The 18970-nt window shown below is 62.8% G+C and carries 18 protein-coding genes; 10 read left to right on the plus strand and 8 right to left on the minus strand.

Annotated features, from left to right (window positions below; genetic code table 11):
• The first annotated feature begins 82 nt into the window (after window positions 1-82).
• From ABLE71_RS22415 to ABLE71_RS22430, 4 genes are all read left to right on the plus strand, one after another.
• A complete protein-coding gene (locus ABLE71_RS22415) occupies window positions 83-778 on the plus strand; it encodes an AAA family ATPase (protein WP_348785705.1) in 696 nt (231 codons plus the stop codon).
• Entirely contained in the window at window positions 775-1140 is a 366-nt protein-coding gene (locus tag ABLE71_RS22420; protein ID WP_348785706.1) for a hypothetical protein, read from the plus strand. The genes ABLE71_RS22415 and ABLE71_RS22420 overlap by 4 nt, the downstream gene beginning before the upstream one ends.
• Before the next feature lie 191 nt (window positions 1141-1331).
• Window positions 1332-1811 (plus strand): helix-turn-helix domain-containing protein, encoded by a 480-nt coding sequence (locus tag ABLE71_RS22425; RefSeq protein WP_348785707.1) that lies wholly within the window; start codon window positions 1332-1334, stop codon window positions 1809-1811.
• 280 nt (window positions 1812-2091) lie between these two features.
• Entirely contained in the window at window positions 2092-2331 is a 240-nt protein-coding gene (locus tag ABLE71_RS22430) for a WGR domain-containing protein (protein ID WP_348785849.1), read from the plus strand.
• Window positions 2332-2447: 116 nt separating this feature from the next.
• Here the strand turns inward: ABLE71_RS22430 and ABLE71_RS22435 are convergent, their stop codons facing one another.
• The 5 genes from ABLE71_RS22435 to ABLE71_RS22455 all read right to left on the minus strand — a co-directional run bounded on the left by ABLE71_RS22435 (window position 2448) and on the right by ABLE71_RS22455 (window position 6686).
• On the minus strand, window positions 2448-2768 hold the full coding sequence (locus ABLE71_RS22435; protein WP_348785708.1) for a hypothetical protein: 321 nt from the start codon (window positions 2766-2768) through the stop codon (window positions 2448-2450).
• Between the two features lie 54 nt (window positions 2769-2822).
• Window positions 2823-3146, minus strand: a complete 324-nt coding sequence (locus ABLE71_RS22440) for a DUF736 family protein (protein ID WP_348785709.1) — start codon at window positions 3144-3146, stop codon at window positions 2823-2825.
• A 698-nt stretch (window positions 3147-3844) separates the two neighbouring features.
• Window positions 3845-4378 (minus strand): hypothetical protein, encoded by a 534-nt coding sequence (locus tag ABLE71_RS22445; RefSeq protein WP_348785710.1) that lies wholly within the window; start codon window positions 4376-4378, stop codon window positions 3845-3847.
• A 141-nt stretch (window positions 4379-4519) separates the two neighbouring features.
• On the minus strand, window positions 4520-5461 hold the full coding sequence (locus ABLE71_RS22450) for a DUF2493 domain-containing protein (protein WP_348785711.1): 942 nt from the start codon (window positions 5459-5461) through the stop codon (window positions 4520-4522).
• Between the two features lie 247 nt (window positions 5462-5708).
• Entirely contained in the window at window positions 5709-6686 is a 978-nt protein-coding gene (locus ABLE71_RS22455; RefSeq protein ID WP_348785712.1) for a toprim domain-containing protein, read from the minus strand.
• Window positions 6687-6704: 18 nt separating this feature from the next.
• Here ABLE71_RS22455 and ABLE71_RS22460 point away from each other — a divergent pair, with 18 nt between their 5' ends.
• Window positions 6705-7778, plus strand: a complete 1074-nt coding sequence (locus tag ABLE71_RS22460; protein WP_348785713.1) for a toprim domain-containing protein — start codon at window positions 6705-6707, stop codon at window positions 7776-7778.
• 213 nt (window positions 7779-7991) lie between these two features.
• On the opposite strand, the gene ABLE71_RS22465 is transcribed toward ABLE71_RS22460, so the two are convergent.
• Genes ABLE71_RS22465 through ABLE71_RS22475 form a run of 3 tightly spaced genes read right to left on the minus strand, consistent with a single transcriptional unit; the run spans window position 7992 to window position 10945 of the window.
• Window positions 7992-8363, minus strand: a complete 372-nt coding sequence (locus ABLE71_RS22465; RefSeq protein WP_348785714.1) for a response regulator — start codon at window positions 8361-8363, stop codon at window positions 7992-7994.
• Between the two features lie 41 nt (window positions 8364-8404).
• Entirely contained in the window at window positions 8405-9064 is a 660-nt protein-coding gene (locus ABLE71_RS22470) for a response regulator (protein ID WP_348785715.1), read from the minus strand.
• Between the two features lie 9 nt (window positions 9065-9073).
• A complete protein-coding gene (locus tag ABLE71_RS22475; RefSeq protein ID WP_348785716.1) occupies window positions 9074-10945 on the minus strand; it encodes an ATP-binding protein in 1872 nt (623 codons plus the stop codon).
• 254 nt (window positions 10946-11199) lie between these two features.
• Between ABLE71_RS22475 and ABLE71_RS22480 the strand changes: the two genes are divergently transcribed.
• The 5 genes from ABLE71_RS22480 to ABLE71_RS22500 all read left to right on the plus strand — a co-directional run bounded on the left by ABLE71_RS22480 (window position 11200) and on the right by ABLE71_RS22500 (window position 18965).
• Complete coding sequence (locus ABLE71_RS22480; protein ID WP_348785717.1) at window positions 11200-11724, plus strand: hypothetical protein; 525 nt, start codon at window positions 11200-11202, stop codon at window positions 11722-11724.
• A 153-nt stretch (window positions 11725-11877) separates the two neighbouring features.
• The gene (locus tag ABLE71_RS22485; protein ID WP_348785718.1) at window positions 11878-13503 is read left to right on the plus strand and encodes a DUF1254 domain-containing protein; all 1626 of its coding nucleotides are present in this window, start codon (window positions 11878-11880) and stop codon (window positions 13501-13503) included.
• A 167-nt stretch (window positions 13504-13670) separates the two neighbouring features.
• Window positions 13671-15152: a DUF1254 domain-containing protein gene (locus ABLE71_RS22490; protein ID WP_348785719.1), complete on the plus strand. Its 1482-nt coding sequence runs from the start codon at window positions 13671-13673 to the stop codon at window positions 15150-15152.
• A gap of 326 nt (window positions 15153-15478) precedes the next feature.
• Window positions 15479-17722: a DUF3604 domain-containing protein gene (locus tag ABLE71_RS22495; protein WP_348785720.1), complete on the plus strand. Its 2244-nt coding sequence runs from the start codon at window positions 15479-15481 to the stop codon at window positions 17720-17722.
• A 118-nt stretch (window positions 17723-17840) separates the two neighbouring features.
• The gene (locus ABLE71_RS22500) at window positions 17841-18965 is read left to right on the plus strand and encodes a hypothetical protein (RefSeq protein WP_348785721.1); all 1125 of its coding nucleotides are present in this window, start codon (window positions 17841-17843) and stop codon (window positions 18963-18965) included.
• Window positions 18966-18970 lie beyond the last annotated feature (5 nt).

The following is an 18970-nucleotide window of genomic DNA, read 5'->3' on the forward strand; positions in this document are numbered from 1 at the left end:
ATCGTGTGCTCGTGGGTTTCCACGGCTCTACGGCCACATGGACATGTGTGAGTAGACACACACAGTCATGGAGACATGTGTCATGCCGATCGTGATCGCGGCTATCAACGGCAAGGGCGGCGCGGGAAAGACCACCGCGCTGATGAACATCGCCGGTGAATACGCCCTGAGAGGTGGGACCGTCGCGATGCTCGACATCGATCCGCGCAACAATCTGATGAAATGGTGGAGCGACTGCCACGATAAGGACAACCAGGCCGAAGGTATCGATGTGTTCGGCCCGAAGGCGGGAAGAGCGATCGTTGCGTTCTTCGAGAAGCAGGCGGACGGATTCGACTATGTGCTCGTCGACACGCCCGGCGAGGACACTTCGATCATCGATCCGGTTGTCGCCCATGCCGATCTGGTGATCTCGCCGGTGCAGCCATCGAAGCGAGAGGTCGTCGGCGCAATCGAGTGCTTCGAGTCGGTGCAACGCATCAACGATGCGCATCGACGCCTGTGCCGGCATGGCGTGCTGAAGACACGCATCACCATGCCGGTGCGACATACTGAACTCTACCGCAAGATCCGCCCCATCATCGTCGACCAGGCGGGGACCTATCTGTTCCGGACCGAGGTCCATGAGCGCAACGTCTACAAAGACATCCATAGCGGGCTCGGGACACTCCAGATGCAGGAGGTGACACCCGCCGTTGCCAAGGCACGGCGGGAGACTGTTGCGCTGGTCGAGGAGATCGACGGCTTGCTGGCGAGGGAAGAGGAATTCATGGGATGATGCGAGGGGAGAAACTGACGCTGGATGAATTCGTCACCGCGCCCAGAAAGGCGGGAGCACCGCGACCGGCCTCGCCTGCTGCCGATAGGCCACAGGCTGACGACAGTGCGAAAGACGAGGCGGTCGTCATGCCATCAGAGCAGCCAGAAACCGCGAACTCTCAGGAGACGCGCACGGATGCGCGCAAAGCGCTGCGGCGATTGAAGCGCGAGCGGATGCAGGGTGTGCAGAGTTTCGTCAACGTCCATCTCGATCGTGGGACCAAGAAGCGGCTGAAGCTCGCTTCGTTCACATCCGAGGTTTCCATGCAGTCGCTGATGGAAACCGCGATCCGAAAATTCCTCGACGACAACGGTTTTTGATGAGCCGAATGCCGTTGTTACCGCATTGGCTATAAAAAGGGTCGTCGCAACGACAATTTCGGCGATTCTTGGAATGATTCCGATATGCGTCTATAAGGGCCGGTGGGACAGAAAAGGGCGGACGCACCGGGCAGGGACAGGACCTGAAAATTTCTGGTCCGGAGAAGCGCCGTGGCGTACCGGGGTATTCGATGGCCGACAAGGATGATGATGCGTATCGCGTGAAGCGCGGTTTGGTGGAGACGACCGAGCCGGATTTCGAGCGGCCGTTGTGGCGCAAGCCCAGTTTCGACGGCGTCGTCTCGCTAGACGACATGGACAAGGCGCTGAGCGAGTTTCTGGGGACGACGCGCCGCAAGGTGGGGTTGAATCGCGAGCAGCTTGCCGAGTTGCTCGGAATTTCCGCTCAGGTCTATGGTCGCTATGAGCGGGCGGAGTCGAAGCTCAACGTCACACGGCTGGTCCACCTCTCGGAGATTCTGGGCTTTGCCCCGATTGAGATGATCTACGCGGCCGCGCCGCATCTGTTCGGAAAGACGCCGAAGGAGAGCGAAAACCGGATCAGGCTGATGCGGCTGATGTCGCGCATGCGCCCGGAGGCGGTCGACTCGCTGCTCACGCTCGTCGGCGAATTGTCGGGCGACAACGAGGTCTCGTCGGGCGTGTCCTGAAGCGGAACGCCCACGTTTCAGGCAAGTGACGCGCCGGTGGTCACGGCTGCGAGAGGATCGTCACCCGAATGGGCGGAGACCGCGTAGCGGGCTCCGTGAGCGGAGCGTCAGCGAAGCGAGTAGAGCCGCCCGGCGCAGCCGGCTCGCCCAAAGTCCTTGCGCCGCGGCCGACCTGCAGAAGCTCGATCGAACATAAGCGCCATGAATCGGTCGAGCTGGATCGATTCACCGAACTTGTTGGACGTGACATGGCTGCATCGGCAATTCTGCCATCATGCAAATGACCGCCCGACATGAATGTCAGCTCCGTCGCATCGACCCGGCGAGAAACATGGCGCGGTTCTACCTGGTGTCGGTGGGACGCAGTCTGTTCGGGGATTTTTCGGTTATGCGGGAATGGGGCCGGATCGGCACGATCGGGCGCATGCGGATCGATCTCTTCGAGGACGAGCACGCCGCGCGGGGTGCGGTCGAAGCTATCGGGGGCGGCAAGCGCAAACGTGGCTATCAGGATGTCTAGGACCTGGCCTGATGAGCTGCAGGCGGCGTTCGTGAGCCTGGCGACGTACAAGAAAGAAGGCCGGCGACGGATGGCTCCGTCGCCGGCCTCTGTTTCGTTCGTCCTGGTTCGTTCGTCTATTCGGATCGGATTCGTAGCAGCAAGTCTTCGAGAGGAGCTGGGAGACGGCCGTCTTCGCGGGCCTTGTCAGCGGCGAGTTGCTCGGCGACGCCGGCGGGCAGGGCCACGAAGTCGTAGCCTTCGGCGAGTGCCGCGCGGTGGAGTTGGTCCAGCGCCTCGAACTCGTGATCGTAGGTGCCAAGCCACAGCGCCGGGTCGTCGGTCACTTCGTGGGGGAACGCCTGCACGAATAAAGTTCGAAGCGGCGGGTCGTAGCCGATGATCGCGTCCGGGTCCGTGCGGCCTTGGCCGGTGACGGTGATCGTGTAGCGGCTCATTGCATCCTCCTTTCTTGGGGAAGCCGGCCCCTTGCGGGGCCGGCCACCGATCGCTCACTGCGGGTTGTTCCAGAGGATGACCTTCTTGTTCTCCTCGCCGCCGGGGGCCGGAGCGACGTTGCCGAAGATCACGCCGATCTCGGGCGCCTCGAGCTTGACGGAGAGGTACTCCTCGCCCGACCGCTGCGACCTGCGATACCAGCCCGCGCCGATCTCGAAGCCAGTGCGCTTGTTGAGGATGCGGTAGTCAGGCGCTTCCTCGCTGGCCTTGTTGGGGTTCGGGACGACGGTGATCGGGGCGTTGACCCGGAGCGTGGCGAAGACGCCTTCCATCGAGCCGTCTGCCTTGGTGGTGAGGTTAGCGATCGTGGTAGCCATGGTGATGTCTCCTTCGGTTGCATCGGGAACCATTCCCGATGGCGTCGAAGGAGAGGGCCGTCCTGCTGCGGTCATCTCGGCGCAAATTCTGGAAAATTCTATTTTCTAAGAGACCGCGGGCAGGCCCTTCGCCTGCCTGCAAACAAAAAATCGAAATCGAATTTTCCTGAATTTTCGTCGAGAGTACCCCGTCAGGGGTTGACCGCAAAAGCAGGCGGTCCTCTACAAAGGCGACATGAAAAGGGAATGGCTCGCGTTGCAACCGAAGCCGGGACGAACATCGGTGGCCGCCTCGATCGCGACCCACTGATCACCAGCCAGCGGCCGCTGGAAGCTACTTGCCAACTCCCGTCGTCGCGTCCTCACCACCCGACATCAGCCCCTTCAGCGAGAACGCTCTGGCTCCGCAGCCTTGGCAAGCACGGCCTTCAGGATCAGGGGCGGCTGACGCACAAGCCGTCGCATTGGAGCAGAGAGGCGGCTCCGCCAAGCGCGGGTGGCCGCGTGATCGTTCTTCAGGAATGCCGCCCGGCTCCGGGCGAGGACAACAAGAAGGTCATCTTGGTGAGGTGCGACGTGAGCGTCGTGCCCGTCTCCGCAAGGGGCTGGCCTCCTGCCAATGTCAGAGGGGCAGTGAGGCTACCTCCGAGCTGATCGCCAAGCGCCATTCGCCGTGAAGGCGCAGCCCACGTCTAGCGTCACGCTGCCAGCACTTCCCGTTCGTCCGGCGTCATCCGGGCGATGACCTGGCGCGCGACGTCTGTGCCAACGTGGTCAAGCATGGCGCGCCAATCAGCTATGTTGTAGGTGGTCGCCACCCTGCCCCGCATCGTGTCGTAGACAACGCATGGCGAGGCGACGAGGGCGAGGCGCAGCACGTTGAGGAAGGTGCCGGGTGACGCGCCGTCCCAGATCATCAGGCCGTAGTCGGCTCGCCGCGCCATTTCCCGGTCCTTCACGGCGTGAACGGCGAAGCCTCGGGCGCCGGGAGGCGGGGGGACATGATAAGCGGCCCAGTCGCCGAGGTTGTGGCGGGGTTCCTTGCCGGCATGGAACACGCCGACATGCTCATAGCCATAGCCAGCGAGCACACCTTGCACCTCGGCATCGGCTCCCGGCGCGTCGCCGATCAAAACGCCGTGCTCGTGCGAAACTATCGAGCTGATCCGTTCGATCGCGGGTTCGGGCAAGTCGACGATGTCCCGCGAGCCGCCGATGAATACCATCGCCATGGTGTCTCTCCTTCTCTCCAACAGAAACCACCTCGCTCCCGCCTTCCTCTCCCCTCCTGGCACATGCAACGACGTGGCGGATGGCATCGAGCTCGCAGGTGCGACAGGCCGCGAGCGGCGCGTCGCTGATGAAACCGACGCTCACGCGCCGTCCTCCGTGAAGCGCCAGACCGGGATGCCGAAGCGGCGAGCCTTGTCAGCCAGGTTTTCGGTGATGCCGGAGCCGGGGAAGACGATTAGCCCATAGGGCATCACGGACAGGAGCTGGTCGTTGCGGCGGAAGGGTGCGGCCTTGGCGTGCCGGTTCCAGTCCGGCTTGAAGGCGATCTGCGTCACCTTACGGTTCTCGGCCCAGCAGGCGGCGATGCGCTCGGCGCCGCGTGGGCTTCCTCCGTGGAGCAGCACCATGTCGGGGTGCTTCTCGCGGGCCTTGTCGAGCGCATCCCAGACCCGCTCGTGATCGTTGAAGTCGAGCCCGCCCGCGAAGGCGATCTTCGTGCCGGCCGGGATGAGCACTTCGGTCTCGGCTCGGCGGCGTGCGGCGAGGAAGTCGCGAGAGTCGATCACCGCGGCGGTCATCGCCTGATGGTTCACCTTGGAGCCGGTGCGCGGCCGCCAGGCCGACCCGGTCTGCGCCTCGTAGAGGTCGGCCGCCTCGTCGCGCATGATTTCGAAGGCGTTGCGGCGCTCGATATAGGTAATGCCCTCGGCCGTGAGCCGTTCCAGCTCGACGGACTTCACCTCGGAGCCATCCTGCTCGCTCTGGCTCGAGCGCTGGGCATGCTCGTTGCGGTCGAGGTCGCGTGCGATGCGCTCGGCCGCGCGATGGAAGACGTTGGCGAAGCTCCAGAGCAGGTCGTCGAGGTCGGGTTCGAGCCTGGTGTCGCCGAGCATGCCGGCGAAGGTCTCGACGATCCCGGCGAGGCCGGCGCGGATCACCTCGTCGTCGGGCAGCGGGCGAGGATCGGGCTCGTCCTGATGCGGGCGATGGCCGTACATCTGCAGTTCGAGGATGACGCGGTCGGTCGGCGAGGAGGCGTGGTAGGGCTCGTAGCCGTCGTCGAAGGGAAGCTCGTAGGTCATGGCGTGTCTCCGTCGGTTGTTGCCGCGCCCATCGCGGCCTGACAGCGAAACCCGGCCGCGCCCCGGGCGCGGCCGCACCGAAGGCCGGAGCGAAGCGGAGGACGGCGCAGCCGTTGCGGCCGTGACCGGGGGGTGGCAGGGATCGCCTCTCAGGCAGGCCGCGGGCGCGGCCTCTCCGGCGGACCGCCGCCATGCCTGCGAGACTTCCGGTGACGCCGGCTCTGCCCGCCTGCCGGCCAGGGGCCGCTCATCCGGACGGCAGGAAAAGGCCGGCATCCTCCGGGACGAGCTGATCGCCGAGCCATGCGGCGAGATGGGTCGGGCCGAGATGGCGCAGATCGTCGTTGAAGTCGCCAAGCTGCGGCCGCAGCGACAGAGCGAGAATCCCGGCTTCCCCTGCGCGCTGGCTGAGACGCTTGATGCCGTGCCGGCCGGCGGCGTCCGCATCGGCCGCGATGTAGAGGCGACGGCAGCCAGGCGGGAAGCACAGGCCGGCGAGGTGATTGGCCGAGGTGGCAGCGGCCACCGGCAGCGCCGGCATCACCGTGCGGAGCGAGGCCATCGTCTCAAAACCCTCGCCGGCGGCCATGACCGGGATGGGTGTGCCGGGATCCAGGCCGAGCCAGATGCCGTTGCCAAGGAGGTGACCGAGTGAGCGTCGGGGATCGGCGACCTGCGCCTTGCTGGCGCCACCGGGGTCGAGCCAAGTCCTCTGCAGGCCGGTGATGCGCCCGTCGAGGTCGGTGACGGCAGCGATCAGAGCGGGCAGGGTCAGCGTCTCCCCCGTTGGGAGATCGCGATAGTAGCAGCCCGGGTGGAAGCGCAGGGTGCGCTCGGGGCGGGCCAGCAGGATGCCGCGGTCCGCGAGGTAGCGTTCGGCGACCGTGCCGGCGATCGGCTTCGACATCGCGAAGAGGCGACGCGCGGCATCGGGCGAGCCGCGTGCCGCGGCGGGCTCGCGCTTCGCGCCAGATGTGAGGGACTGGGTTTCCGGCCGCGGCATGGCCAGAAAGCGCCGGGCCTCGTCGGCGACCTCGCGGAACTCGGTCAGTCCGCAGCTCGCCTCGATGACGTCGAGGAGGTCACCATGCTCGCCGGTCGATTCGTCGGTCTTATGTTGAACTGCACATAAGGTCGAATATGTTGCGGCGAGGGTTATGTTGCGCCCCCGCGATTGGGCGCTGTCCCACAGACGATCGACGGCCTTTACGCAACATAACGTCATCGCGCGGGAGGTTTCGTGATGTCCCGCGGCGCTTCCGAACTGTCTCGCCGCCTGTCTCGCCATGCCGAAGCGGTCTGCCGGCACTATCTGTCCAACGGGCGGCGCCAGGGCCGCTACTGGACGGTGGGCGATGTGCGCAACACGCCCGGCCGATCGATGTTCGTCCGGCTCAGCGGGCCGGAATCCGGTCCCGGCGCGGCCGGACATTGGACCGATGCCGCCTCGGCCGAATATGGCGATCTCCTCGACGTGATCCGTGAGAGCTGCAGTTTCATCGACTTTCGCGATGTCGCCGAGGAGGCACGTCGGTTCCTGAGTCTGCCGCGTCCCGAACCGCGGCGAACCCCAAAGCCCGTTCGCACACCCGTCCCCGCCGGATCGCCGGAACCGGCGCGGCGGCTCTTCGCCATGTCGCGACCGATCAGCGGGACGCTGGTCGCCACCTATTTGCGCAACCGTGGCATCAGGAACTTGCGCGGCACGGGCAGTCTGCGATTCCATCCATGCTGCTACTATCGACCTGAGGATCATGGCCCGACCGAGACATGGCCAGCGATGGTCGGCGCTGTCACCGATCTCGAAGGGAGGATCACCGGCGCGCATCGCACCTGGCTTGCCTGCGACGGTTCAGGCAAGGCGCCGGTCGACACGCCGCGCCGGGCCATGGGCGGTCTCCTCGGCCATGCCGTCCGCTTTGGTGCTGCCGACAACGTCCTCGCGGTCGGCGAAGGCATCGAGACGATGCTGTCTCTGCGCTGTGCGCTGCCTGCCATGCCGATGGCGGCCGCGCTCTCGGCCAATCACCTTGCAGCCCTTCTGCTCCCGCCAGCGCTGCGTCGGCTCTACATCGCCCGCGATGCCGACGCCGCAGGCGAAACGGCGCTCGCGGCATTGACCGAACGCGCCGAAGCAGCAGGCATTGAGGCGCTTGCCCTGTCTCCACGGATGGGCGACTTCAACGAGGATCTGCGTGCGTTCGGCCTCCCCGCGCTGCGAGCGACACTGCGCATCCAACTCATCCCGCAGGATGTCGTTCGCTTCACGCCCGAAGAACGGCCAAGACAGGGTGACGGCGCATCTGCCGCTTCCTAAAAGCAGACCTCGCCGACGGCGAAGCTGGAGGCCGAGGTGCACAGACTGCTGACATTGCTCGGGGCAAAGCAAAGTCGCGTTTCGGCCGGTTGCAGGACCTACGGGGGTGGCAACTAGTGGTCCAAGATACGGCAAAGATGGATCCTTTGTTGCGGCATGGCCTATTGGGGCCTTGCCGTGTCTCCATTGCTTCCTCCGTGTGGTGTCTTTCTCTCATCCGGCTATCGCCACCTGTATGGCGTTCGAAAACATCGATCGTTCCAACGGTTTGAGCAGGTATGCAGCCGCGCCTGCCTCGAAGCACTTTTCGCGCATGCCGGGCTGGTCCAAGGCGGTGATGATGATAACGGGCAGGTTCATGCCTCTCAACCGTACGCGAACGAGCACCTCCAGGCCTTGCAGGCCGGGCATGTGGAGATCCAGCACGGCGCAGCTGGGCTCAAGTTCACCAAGGCTCGCAAGGAACTCTTCGCCCGAGGAAAAGCCGACCGGCCGATAGGTGAGAGAAAGGACGAGGCGGCACAGCGCGCGACGAACCAATTCGTCATCATCGACAATCGCGACCACTGCGCCCGTGTCTCCCATCGGCATGTTCTACAGCAATGGGTGATCATCGCGTAGTTGGCCTAGGGTCCAACCCCCGTGGGCGGCTCTGGCCGGGACGGCTTGCCTTGCCAAGCGTTCACGGACGAGACCAGCCGAACGAGGTCAGCCACCGTGCGGACGCCCATTTTTGCCATCATCCGGCCGCGATGGACCTTGACCGTCTTCTCGACGGTTCCCAGGTCGGCGGCGATCTGCTTGTTGAGCCGCCCTGCCGCGACATGCGTCAGGACCTCGCGCTCGCGCGGCGTGAGGCTAGCGAGCCGCTTCTCGATCGATTGCCGCCGCTCGCCTTCGCGACGAGCCTCCAGGTCCCGATCCATGGCATGAGAGACTGCGGCCAGAAGCACCGACGCCTCGACCGGCTTGGTCAGGAAGTCGACGGCACCAGCCTTCATCGCCTTGACGCTGACCGGGATATCGCCCCGCCCGGAAAGGAATATCACCGGACGATGGACCGCACCCGACAAGAGGGACTGCTGGATGCCCAAGCCATCCATCCCCGGAAGCATCAGGTCGACTATGGCGCAGCCGGGAACGGCGGGGTCGTGATGGCTGAGGAAATCCTCGGCGCTAGAATGAGGCTTTACCAGATACCCAGTCGAGGAAAGCAGTCTCGCCAGGGCCACGCGCACGCGTTCGTCGTCATCGACCAGGTACACGGTGGAAGCGACGTTTCGCATGTCGGGCCCTCAGAATGGCGGCAGTGTCAGAACCGCCCTCGCGCCGGTATTGTAGCCGTCGTCGAAGATGAGCGTGCCGCCATGAGCCACTGCGATCGAACGGCAAATAGCCAACCCTAATCCTAGCCCGGTCTCCTTGGTCGTCACGAACGGCTTGAAGGCGCTCAGCTTCAGTTCGGCCGAGAATCCCGGGCCACAGTCCGACACCGACATCTCACGACACCCATCATCCCGCTTTCGCGTCTCTATTTCAACTCGCCTGTCGACGGCGGCCAGGTGCGCCATCGCCTCGGCAGCATTCAGCACGAGATTGAGAACGAGCTGCTGAAGCTGGGTGACGTTGCCTCGAACCTTCAGTTCCGTTTGCGAGGGGTTGAAACTCACCTTCGTCTGGCGAGCGACGAGTTCGCTGTGCGCCAGTGCCAATGTCGCTACGATCGCGTGGTTGAGATCCACCGGATCGAGCTTCGCCTCACCCTTGACCATCAAACTGCGCAGTTGCGCGATGATCGTCGTGGCGCGCTTGTCGTCCGAAATGATGTCGTCGAGGATTTCTGCCAGTTCCTGCTTGTCGGTGGGGTTCTGCTCAAGCAAGCGGGCTCCAGCCTCGGCGTTCGCAAGGATCGACGTCAGCGGCTGGGTCAGCTCGTGCGCAAACGAGCCGGAGAGCTCGCCGAGCTGGCTGACCCGCGCAAGGTGAGCGAGCTCGAGGCGCTCCAGGGCAAGCTCTTGCGTGATCCTCCTGCGGCGCCTGTACTGAACGATCAACGCCGCGATGGTCGATGTCTGAATGGCTAGCACCGCAGCGATAGCTAAGATCTGCAGCTGGTACTGTTCCCATGCGGACGGCTCGTAATAGCGAATGTCGGAGCTCTGCGGCAGTAGTCCGCGGTCGATGCCCCACCGCACCATTTGACGCCAGTCCACGATCGGCAGCGCCGACGAGACGACAACCTTGCGGGCGGTCACGTTTCCGGCCATTGCCTCGACCGCAAGTTTGCCCATGTCCAGGCCGACCGAGCGGAAGCTCTCGATGTTTCCGCCGAGGATGCCGAAGCCTATCAGAGTACTGTAGACGCCGTACGAAGGCGCGCCCGATACGGCTGCAAGCTGGCTGGCGACATCGCGCGCGACGAATCTTTTGCCGCCGGCGTCCTCGACCAAAGACAGCATCAGCAGGATCGTGTCCGGGGAAAGTTCCCGCACCCTGGCCGTAAAGCCGTCTATCGTGAGATCGGACAGGTATTCGACCTTCATCACCGGCGGCAGGTCAGCCAATTCCGAACGTGCGGTCGCCTCCCAGCTCCGATCGAAGACGCTCGACCCGGTGAGGACGACGATGGTTCTTGCGTCCGGCTGCAGCTGTCGCGCGAGATCGATCGTTCCCTTCACATCGAAATGGCTGACGACCCCCATTATGTCGGGAGGTAGTGTCTCGCGCTTCACCGTTACGTCTCGCACTCCGCCGAATATCGGGCGCGCCTTCGGAGCGATCTCGTCTCGATGATCGAGGATGAACTTCAAGGCCGCAGGACCGACTGCAATGACGACATCAAAGGAAAGCCCTGCATATTTGGCAGTCAGGTTTGCCACGTTGCGCTGGATATTGCCCGGGTCCGAAAAACGCTGAAGGTCGAGATATTCGCTATAGATCTCGAACCTGGTCGTGATTCCCTCCTCCAGCGCGGTTCTCAGGCCTTCCGCGATCTCGATGGCCGCGGGAGACGTGCTGTCGTTTTCCCAGACGATCAGGATCCGGTGGGCCGCGGGATCTGCGCCGGCCTCGGCCGCACCGGCCAGCGACGCTACGGCGAACCACGGCGTCACGGCCAGCCAGCCGAAAGCGAGCAGGCGACCAGCCAGTTGCAGAACCCTGAACAAACAGCTTCGAGAGCTGCGCCCGCTATTGTTCCACGACACCATTGCCGACCCCGCGCGTCCATTGGTCTAGCGGGCGATCGCGTCGTCGTTCATATCGACTGATGATCGCCTCGACCTCGACCCCTCTATAGGCCCTTGGTCCAACTATCCCAGCGTCAATCTTCGATGAACAATTGAGCGGTTCGCGGTCACTTTTTCTTCAGACCAGTGCCACGGATACCATCGCCACGACCATAGATTCCGTGAGGGCAACGATGACAAACAGACGAAGCTTTCTCCTGGCCGCTTCCACTATTGCACTTGCATCCGGATCGGCCAAACCCGATTCCGCTCAAGCGGCCGAGGAAATGGCCGACTTCCTGTTCGTTCAGACAGCAAGCGCGATGACCTTCGACAAGACGACGAGCAAGCTGACGCTCGAAGGCATCGGCGCCACGACCTTGTTTTTCGCCGACCGTCCCGAGCGCATTGCCGGGAACATGAAGACGACGGCTTTCGTGCCGTTCTGGAGCACGGGCAAGGACAGCTTCCTTTCCGATCCGCCGAATGCCGACCTGTCGATCCTCGAGGGGGATAAGCTCCGGCAGGTCGTGGTCGTTCTGGAGAATCCGGAACTGAATGGCACCAGCCTGACCTACACGGTGAAGGTGGTTGGCGGCGAGATGCCGGAGAAGGGCTCCGAGCTTTCTGTGTTCATCGACATCATCGGCATGCCGCTGACGCCGCTCTCCTATGCGGGCGTGGCCAGGCGCGGCTTCCGGCGGGCGGTTCTCTACTAGCATCCGCCCCAACGCGAAGCGCCTCCGTACTGCCGGCCGGCGAAGGGACATGGCAGCCGCCCGGTATCAATGTGGCGCAATGGTTATCTGCACCACGCTGACAGGTGGCCCCGGATGGGGCGCCGCGTAGAATTGCAACAAAGGATGTTCACCATGAAACGCTTCCTGAAATTAGCCGGCGCCACCGCGTTTGCTGCCCTCGCCCTACCCTCCGTCGCTGCGATCGCGCAGGTGTCACAAGAGATCGTTAGATCTCTTGGCGCTCCCGACAGGATCGAGACGAGCATTGGCACGCTGGAGTTCAAGGACGGCGCTCCGAGCGCCGAGACCGCGAAAAAGGTGTTGGACGCGCTCGAGTTCACCAACGCGCTCAACGTCTACAACAACAGCTTCCGCGGTGCTTCGGCCCTCGGGTTCCACAAGGGCCTCCAGAGCGTTGGCGCTGATTACAATGACGTCGTCATAACATCCGAACTGGCGGACTCGGCGAACCTGTTCCTGACCGGAAACGCCGACACAGTCTATTACATCTCGGTCATCGACCTCTCGAAGGGGCCGATGGTGATCGAACAGCCGTCCGACGGCTTGGGCACCATCAACGACATGTGGTTCTCGTGGATCATTGACGTCGGATTCCCCGGCCCGGATCGCGGGCAGGGCGGCAAATACCTGATCGTCGGCCCTGACTACAATGGACCACTGCCCGAGGACGGATATTTCGTCGCCCATTCGAAGACCAACCATGCGCTCTATGCCTCGCGCGCCTATCTGGTGAAGGACGATCCAAAGCCTACGGTCGCGAACATCAAGACGAACCTGAAGATCTATCCCTACGCGGCGGGCGGTTACGGTACGAGCATCGCCCAGGCGCTGACCGGCGTGGTGCGCCTCGGGGAAAATGCGAAGATCCCCGACACCAAATTCGTCGAGATCAGTGGCGTGTCGATGAACACCATCCCGCCCAGCGATTTCGGTTTCTACGAGTGGATCAACGAGAACGTCCAGGCCGAGCCCGCGACCAGCTATGATGTGGAGCTTTCCGGCCAGCTTGCCGCCATCGGCATAGTCAAGGGCCAGGAATTCGCGCCCGACGAGCGCATGAAGAAGATCCTCACCGACGCCGCCGCCGTCGGCCAGGCGGCCGGCCGGGTGCTGAACTGGCGCCCCGACGCGGCCCACCCGGACTGGGCCTACTATCCCGATTCGATGTGGGGAAACATGCTCTGGGAGGGCGGCGCCTTCTTCGAAACCCCGCCACCCATCTTCAAGGACGGCGAATTCAAACCACTGCCGCCGACCGGTGCCCGCACCCTCGATTCGCGCACGGCCTTCTACTACGGCTATACGCTCGACAGCCCTGGCATGATCATGAACATCCCCGGCGTGGGATCGCAGTACCTGCTAGGCTACCTCGATTCCGATCGAAACCCGTATGATGGCGCAAAGACCTACAAGGTGACCTTGCCCAAGGACATTCCCGCCAAGGCGTTCTGGTCCTTCACGCTCTACGACAACCAGACGCGCTCGATGCTGCAGACGCCGCAGAAATATCCGCGCGCCGGCAGCCAGAGCTATCCCTCTCCCGCCGCCGAGGCCGCCGCCGACGGCACGACCACGGTTTATTTCGGTCCGACCCAGCCCGAAGGCGTGGCACGTGGCAACTGGATCCAGACCGACCCCGGGAAGGGCTGGTTCACGGTCCTGCGCCTCTACAGCCCGTTGCCGTCGTTCTTCGACAAGAGCTGGCGGCCGAGCGAGATCGAGTTGGTGCAAGGATAGAACTGGTTAGCGCAGTGCCGGCGGCGGACGCCTGCGCCGCGCCGGCGGTTCTGCCGATGGCCTGCAATTGCAGGCCGACGAAAAACATAGGAGGTTGAAAAATGAAGCCCTCGAGCAATCCTTTCACGGAAAGCAGATCATTCGCAAAGAAACTCGGAGGAGCCTTGGTGGCTTCAGCCCTTGTCGCCGTGGGCTCGCCGGAGTTGGCGGCAGCGGATGTCACGAAAGCGGAACTTGAGTCGATCTCGATCCCCGACAAGGTCGACACTTCGATCGGCACGTTGGAGTTCTTCGACGGCATGCCGATCGGCAACACTGTCCAATCCGTTTACGACAACCTCGACAGAATGCGTGCCACCGACGTCTTTCTTGACAATCTGGGTGCCGTGTCGATCAACAGCGTTCTCGACGGATTTGCCAGAGAAGGCGCGGACGCGCCGAACAAGATCGCGGTATTCGAGCAGTTGATGGATTCAGCGACCCTTGTCGTTACCGCGAACACCTCGACCCTTTATGCGTATTCGGGGACGGACCTCGCCAAGGACGGACCGACGGTCATCGAAGTACCGCCGGGGATGCTTGGCTTTCTCGATGATTCCTGGCAGAGATTTGTCGGCAATATCGGCGTCACCGGCCCGGACAAGGGCAAGGGCGGCAAGTACCTCGTGCTGCCGCCGGGCTACGAAGGTGACGTGCCTGACGGATATTTCCTGCTGAAGCCTTCGACCAACAGGAATTTCCTCTTCCTGCGCGGCTTTATCAACGACGGCCTGGAGCCGGCAGTCCAGAACATCACCTCGGGCCTCAAGATCTACCCGCTCAAGGACGCTGCCAACCCAGCGCCGACGGAGTACGTCAATGTATCGGGGAAGTCTTTCAACACCGTTTTCCCGAACGACCTGAAATACTTCGAGATCCTTGACGCGATCATCCAGCGCGAGCCGATCGATGCGATCGGGCCAGAAGTCCGCGGCGAGATCGCTTCGATCGGTATCGTCAAGGGTCAGAAGTTCGAGCCCGACGACCGGATGAAGAAGCTGTTGGCCGAAGCGGGCACGCTCGGCAACGCAACCGCGCGCGTCATCACCACTTATCCGCGCATCGAAGGGGTCCAGATCTATCCCGACACCGACAGTTCCTGGATCATGGGATTTGCAAACAAGAATACCTCGTTCGAGGCGGATGGAGCCATGGACCTCAGTGCGAGGGTTCTGTTCTACTTCAATGCCGGCGGCGTGACCCCTTCCATGGCGGTCACAAAAGCCGGGGAGGGGTCGGATTACGCCATGGCCAGTATCGATGCCGACAAGAAGCCGTTTGACGGGTCCAAGACCTATAGGCTGCATCTGCCGCCGAACGTGCCGGTGAACGATTTCTGGGCCGTCACGATGTATGATACGCAGACCCGATCGCAACTCCAGACGAGCCAGAAGTTCCCTACGATCGGTAGCCAGACCGAGGGAATGGCGAAGAACGCGGACGGGTCCTACGACATCTATTTTGCTCCGAATGCGCCGGAAGGCAAGGAGGGCAACTGGCTTCAGACTGTTGCCGGTAAGAGCTGGTTCCCGCTCCTGCGGATGTACGGGCCATTGGAGCCCTGGATCAACAAGACCTGGCGGCCGAGCGAAATCGAGCTGGTGAGGTAAAATGGAAGGCGCGGCTGAGATGCGGATCGAGTCGGGTCGGCGGCTTGCTGCGCCCTCGTACGCCAGCCGCGCCGCGGCAGGGGTATCGTGCGCTGGGCGTCGACTACAGCGAGGATGGTTTCCTGTTCGACGTAGTGCAGCAGGGACCAATCGCGGGACTGACGATCCGATTTTGACTTCCGGCGGATGCGCTGGTGAGACATGGGGCCAAACGTGAGAAACATCGCAGCGGCTGTGATTCTGACTAGAGTGAACCCGGACCTAATGCCTGCTCGGACAAATGTCCTGAGCCCGGAGCAGGTTCAAAAGTGAAATGTGAGGGAATCATGCGGAAATCTTACAGAACCACGGTCTTGCTCGCTTCAGCAGCATCGTTGCTGATCTGTGCGTCGGCGAACTCTCAAGAAAGGCAGGCATTTTTTGGCGAGACGCATGTCCATACGGGCTGGTCGTTCGACGCCTACATCTTCGGCAACACCAAGACCTCGCCCGCCGACGCCTACAAATACGCCAAGGGGCAGACCATCAAGCACCCGCTCGGCTACGACATCAAAATCGATACACCGCTCGATTGGATGGGTGTCACCGATCATTCCGAGTATGTCGGCACCGTCGCTCTGGCCAACACGCCGGGCTCGTCTATCGCCAAACTGCCGATTGCAGAGAAGCTGATCGTTCACTCGCCGGCCGATATCCAGCGCATCTACCTATGGCTCGGTGGCACGATCATCGACAAGAAGCCGATCGAAGAGCTGATCTCGCCCGAAGTGGCGGGCTCCGTCTGGAAGCAGAATGTCGACATCGCCGACGCAGCCAACGAGCCGGGCAAATTCACGGCCTTTTGCTCCTATGAATGGACGTCGACCCCGAACAACCGCAACATGCACCGGAACGTCTTCTTCAAGGACTGCGCCAAAGTTCCGGTTGCGCCCTTCAGCTCGATTGATTCCAGCGATCCGTCGGACCTCTGGAATTGGATGGACGGACAGCGCAAGGACGGCAATGAGCTCCTGGCGATCTCGCACAACGCCAACCTCTCCGACGGACACATGTTCCCGACCGACGTCGATGAGAAAGGGCGCCCAATCGACGCCGCCTGGGCAGCATCGCGCGACCGGAACGAGCGGCTGACAGAAATCAAGCAGATCAAAGGCGCCTCGGAAACCCATCCGACACTGTCGCCCAATGACGAGTTCGCCAATTTCGAGATTCTGACCTATCTGCTCGGCGACCCGGCGGGGCGCTTCCCCCAGGTCTCCGGCAGTTATGTCAGACAGGCCTTGAAGGATGGTCTCTCGATGAACGAGGCCCGGGGGTACAACCCTTATAAGCCCGGCTTCGTCGGCGGATCGGATTCTCACAACACCGGCGTGCCGTATCGCCAGGACAATTTTTATGGCGGCCACGGGTTGAATGATGGCGACATAAAGCAGCGCATGTCGGGCTACGTCTTTGCCGGCCTAGACGTTCGGCTGGAGAATCCGGCAGGACTGACGGGCATATGGGCTGAAGAAAACACCCGTGCCTCGCTGTTCGACGGTATGGCCCGCAAGGAAACCTTCGCCACCAGCGGACCGCACATCAAGGTTCGCCTTTTCGGTGGCGCCGACCTCGCCGCTGCCGCCGACCAGGAAGACTGGGTGAAGGCAGCGTATGCCGGCGGTGTGCCGATGGGCGGAGACCTGCAGCCGCTCGGCGATGCCAAGGCGCCGTCCTTCATCGTTTGGGCGCTGAAGGACCCGACTTCGGGCAATCTCGACCGTATCCAGATCGTCAAGGGCTGGAGCAAGAACGGTCAGAGCTTCGAAAAGATCTTCGACGTCACCTGGGCCGGAAACCGGACGCCCGACCCGTTCACAGGCGTTGTGCCGCCGATCGGCAGTACGGTGAACATATCGGATGCCAGCTATACCAATACGATCGGCGGCGTCGAATTGAAGGGGACATGGACGGACCCCGAATTCGATCCCAGCCTCGACGCGTTCTACTACGCGCGAACCCTTGAGATTCCTACGCCGCGCTGGACAACGATCCAGGCCAAGGAGCTTGGCATCGCGCCTCCGGACAACGTCGCGGCGACAATCCAGGAGCGCGCCTGGAGTTCGCCGATCTGGTACACCGCAACCCAGGAGTTGAGAGCGGCGACCAAAGGGACCACGGTCGCCGATCTGAAGTCGCAGGGCGCCACTGCATTGGACGACAAGGCGCTCACGGATCTGATCGTCGGCAAGTCAAGCTGGGTGCGCAACAACGTAACCGGCGATGTCTTCAGTATCGCGTGGACCGCCTCGGGACAGCGTCTGATTGCCAACATCAACGGCGAAGTTCCGAAGCCAAGCGAGATTGGCGACGTGCTGCATGGCGGCCTGACCGGCCAGGGAACCGCATATGCGATCAAGGATGGAACCATCGTGACCACCCTTGGCAACTTGCCGTACGAGGCGACCGTCTACAAGCTCGGCGACAAGTACTTTGCTGCGCGTAGCAACGAGTTCGGTTACGCCAACTATGAGGTTGTTCCGACGCCGCAAATGCTCGACCCGGTGGGTCAGCAGAAATCGCCGTTCTGAGAAGTCCCGGCGAGCGGTCAGGGCCATCGCCCGACCGCTCCCGACGGAGGACTGGCCTATGCTGTCGAGTTGGCGATATACGCGAATCCTGGGCCTCTTGCTCGGCCTCGGAGCCTCGATGGCTCTTGCCGTCGGCGAAGGGCGGGCCTGCGCGATCTGTTTCTCCGGGACCATAGTCACCCCTGGACAGAAACTTGATTCCGCCGATCAGGCAGTTCTTGCCGTTGCGGCGGCCAGCGAGGGCCAGTTCCACGTCATCGCGGTCGTCAAGGGCGGTGTCGGAGTTGGTGAGGTCATTGCGGATTCCGTTGTGACGCCTGGTGCCGCAGAAATCGCAATGTCCATGGACGGCCAGACTGCAACGCCGAAAGTATCGTCTGCGGCAGTCGGTGAGCCATTGTTGCTCGTCCGCAGCAGGACATCCGAGACCTGGACCAGCATCGGAACGATCGGGGCGGAATACGCCGGCTGGTTGCGGCAGCTGGCGGCGACCAAGCACGGCGACGACAATCAACCAGCACGGCTGTGGCCGTCGAAAGTCATGGCGTGGTCGCCCCTGACGGATGCCGAATGGCGGGAACGTCTTGCACTCGTCTGGCCCCATCTGGAAGACAGCCAGGCGCTGGCGGCGGAGATTGCCTACGGCGAACTGATGCGAGCGCCCTATGGAGCGATGCGCACGCTGAAGCCAAGGCTCGAAGCGGAAACGCTCAGAAACTGGATCGCCGATCCGAATCTGGCATCCCGGCGGTCGGTGTATACGCTGCTGCTCGGTATCGGCGGGGACCAGAATGACGCTGCCGAGCTCGAGAAACTGATCGACCAGGCGCTGCTGGCGCGAGACACAGCGAACCTTTCAGCGATGCTTGCCGCCGATCTGGAATTGCGAGGACCAGCGCGCCTCGACTGGCTTCAGGCGGCGTTTTTTGACGATCGCCAGCGCACGCTGCCTGAGATCGATGCGGCGCTGCTCGCGCTGAGCGTACACGGAGCAGCAGACGCAACGGTGCCACGCGAAAGAGTGGTCGAAGCCTATCGCTCCTTCATCAAAGCGCGAAAGCCGATGGCCGGCTTCGTTGCGATGGAGCTGGCTAACTGGAAGGCGTGGGATGCAACGGCGGACTATGTCGACATCATAAGGTCGAAGGCCGTGAAGGACCCCGCCGGGCAATTTGCGATTCTGAGCTACCTGAAGAGCAGTCCTCTGACCGTCGGGCAGGCGGCGCTGTTGCCAGCTGAATGACGCCT

This window comes from Mesorhizobium sp. KR9-304 (genome assembly GCF_040049215.1).
In the GTDB taxonomy this organism is placed as follows: Bacteria; Pseudomonadota; Alphaproteobacteria; order Rhizobiales; family Rhizobiaceae; genus Mesorhizobium_K.

Bases quoted from the DNA above. Each gene is read 5' to 3' on its own strand.
- ABLE71_RS22415 (WP_348785705.1), top strand. From the start codon at position 83: ATGCCGATCGTGATCGCGGCTATCAACGGCAAGGGCGGCGCGGGAAAG.
- ABLE71_RS22420 (WP_348785706.1), top strand. From the start codon at position 775: ATGATGCGAGGGGAGAAACTGACGCTGGATGAATTCGTCACCGCGCCC.
- ABLE71_RS22425 (WP_348785707.1), top strand. From the start codon at position 1,332: ATGGCCGACAAGGATGATGATGCGTATCGCGTGAAGCGCGGTTTGGTG.
- ABLE71_RS22430 (WP_348785849.1), top strand. From the start codon at position 2,092: ATGACCGCCCGACATGAATGTCAGCTCCGTCGCATCGACCCGGCGAGA.
- ABLE71_RS22435 (WP_348785708.1), bottom strand. From the start codon at position 2,768: ATGAGCCGCTACACGATCACCGTCACCGGCCAAGGCCGCACGGACCCG.
- ABLE71_RS22440 (WP_348785709.1), bottom strand. From the start codon at position 3,146: ATGGCTACCACGATCGCTAACCTCACCACCAAGGCAGACGGCTCGATG.
- ABLE71_RS22445 (WP_348785710.1), bottom strand. From the start codon at position 4,378: ATGGCGATGGTATTCATCGGCGGCTCGCGGGACATCGTCGACTTGCCC.
- ABLE71_RS22450 (WP_348785711.1), bottom strand. From the start codon at position 5,461: ATGACCTACGAGCTTCCCTTCGACGACGGCTACGAGCCCTACCACGCC.
- ABLE71_RS22455 (WP_348785712.1), bottom strand. From the start codon at position 6,686: ATGACGTTATGTTGCGTAAAGGCCGTCGATCGTCTGTGGGACAGCGCC.
- ABLE71_RS22460 (WP_348785713.1), top strand. From the start codon at position 6,705: ATGTCCCGCGGCGCTTCCGAACTGTCTCGCCGCCTGTCTCGCCATGCC.
- ABLE71_RS22465 (WP_348785714.1), bottom strand. From the start codon at position 8,363: ATGGGAGACACGGGCGCAGTGGTCGCGATTGTCGATGATGACGAATTG.
- ABLE71_RS22470 (WP_348785715.1), bottom strand. From the start codon at position 9,064: ATGCGAAACGTCGCTTCCACCGTGTACCTGGTCGATGACGACGAACGC.
- ABLE71_RS22480 (WP_348785717.1), top strand. From the start codon at position 11,200: ATGACAAACAGACGAAGCTTTCTCCTGGCCGCTTCCACTATTGCACTT.
- ABLE71_RS22485 (WP_348785718.1), top strand. From the start codon at position 11,878: ATGAAACGCTTCCTGAAATTAGCCGGCGCCACCGCGTTTGCTGCCCTC.
- ABLE71_RS22495 (WP_348785720.1), top strand. From the start codon at position 15,479: ATGCGGAAATCTTACAGAACCACGGTCTTGCTCGCTTCAGCAGCATCG.
- ABLE71_RS22500 (WP_348785721.1), top strand. From the start codon at position 17,841: ATGGCTCTTGCCGTCGGCGAAGGGCGGGCCTGCGCGATCTGTTTCTCC.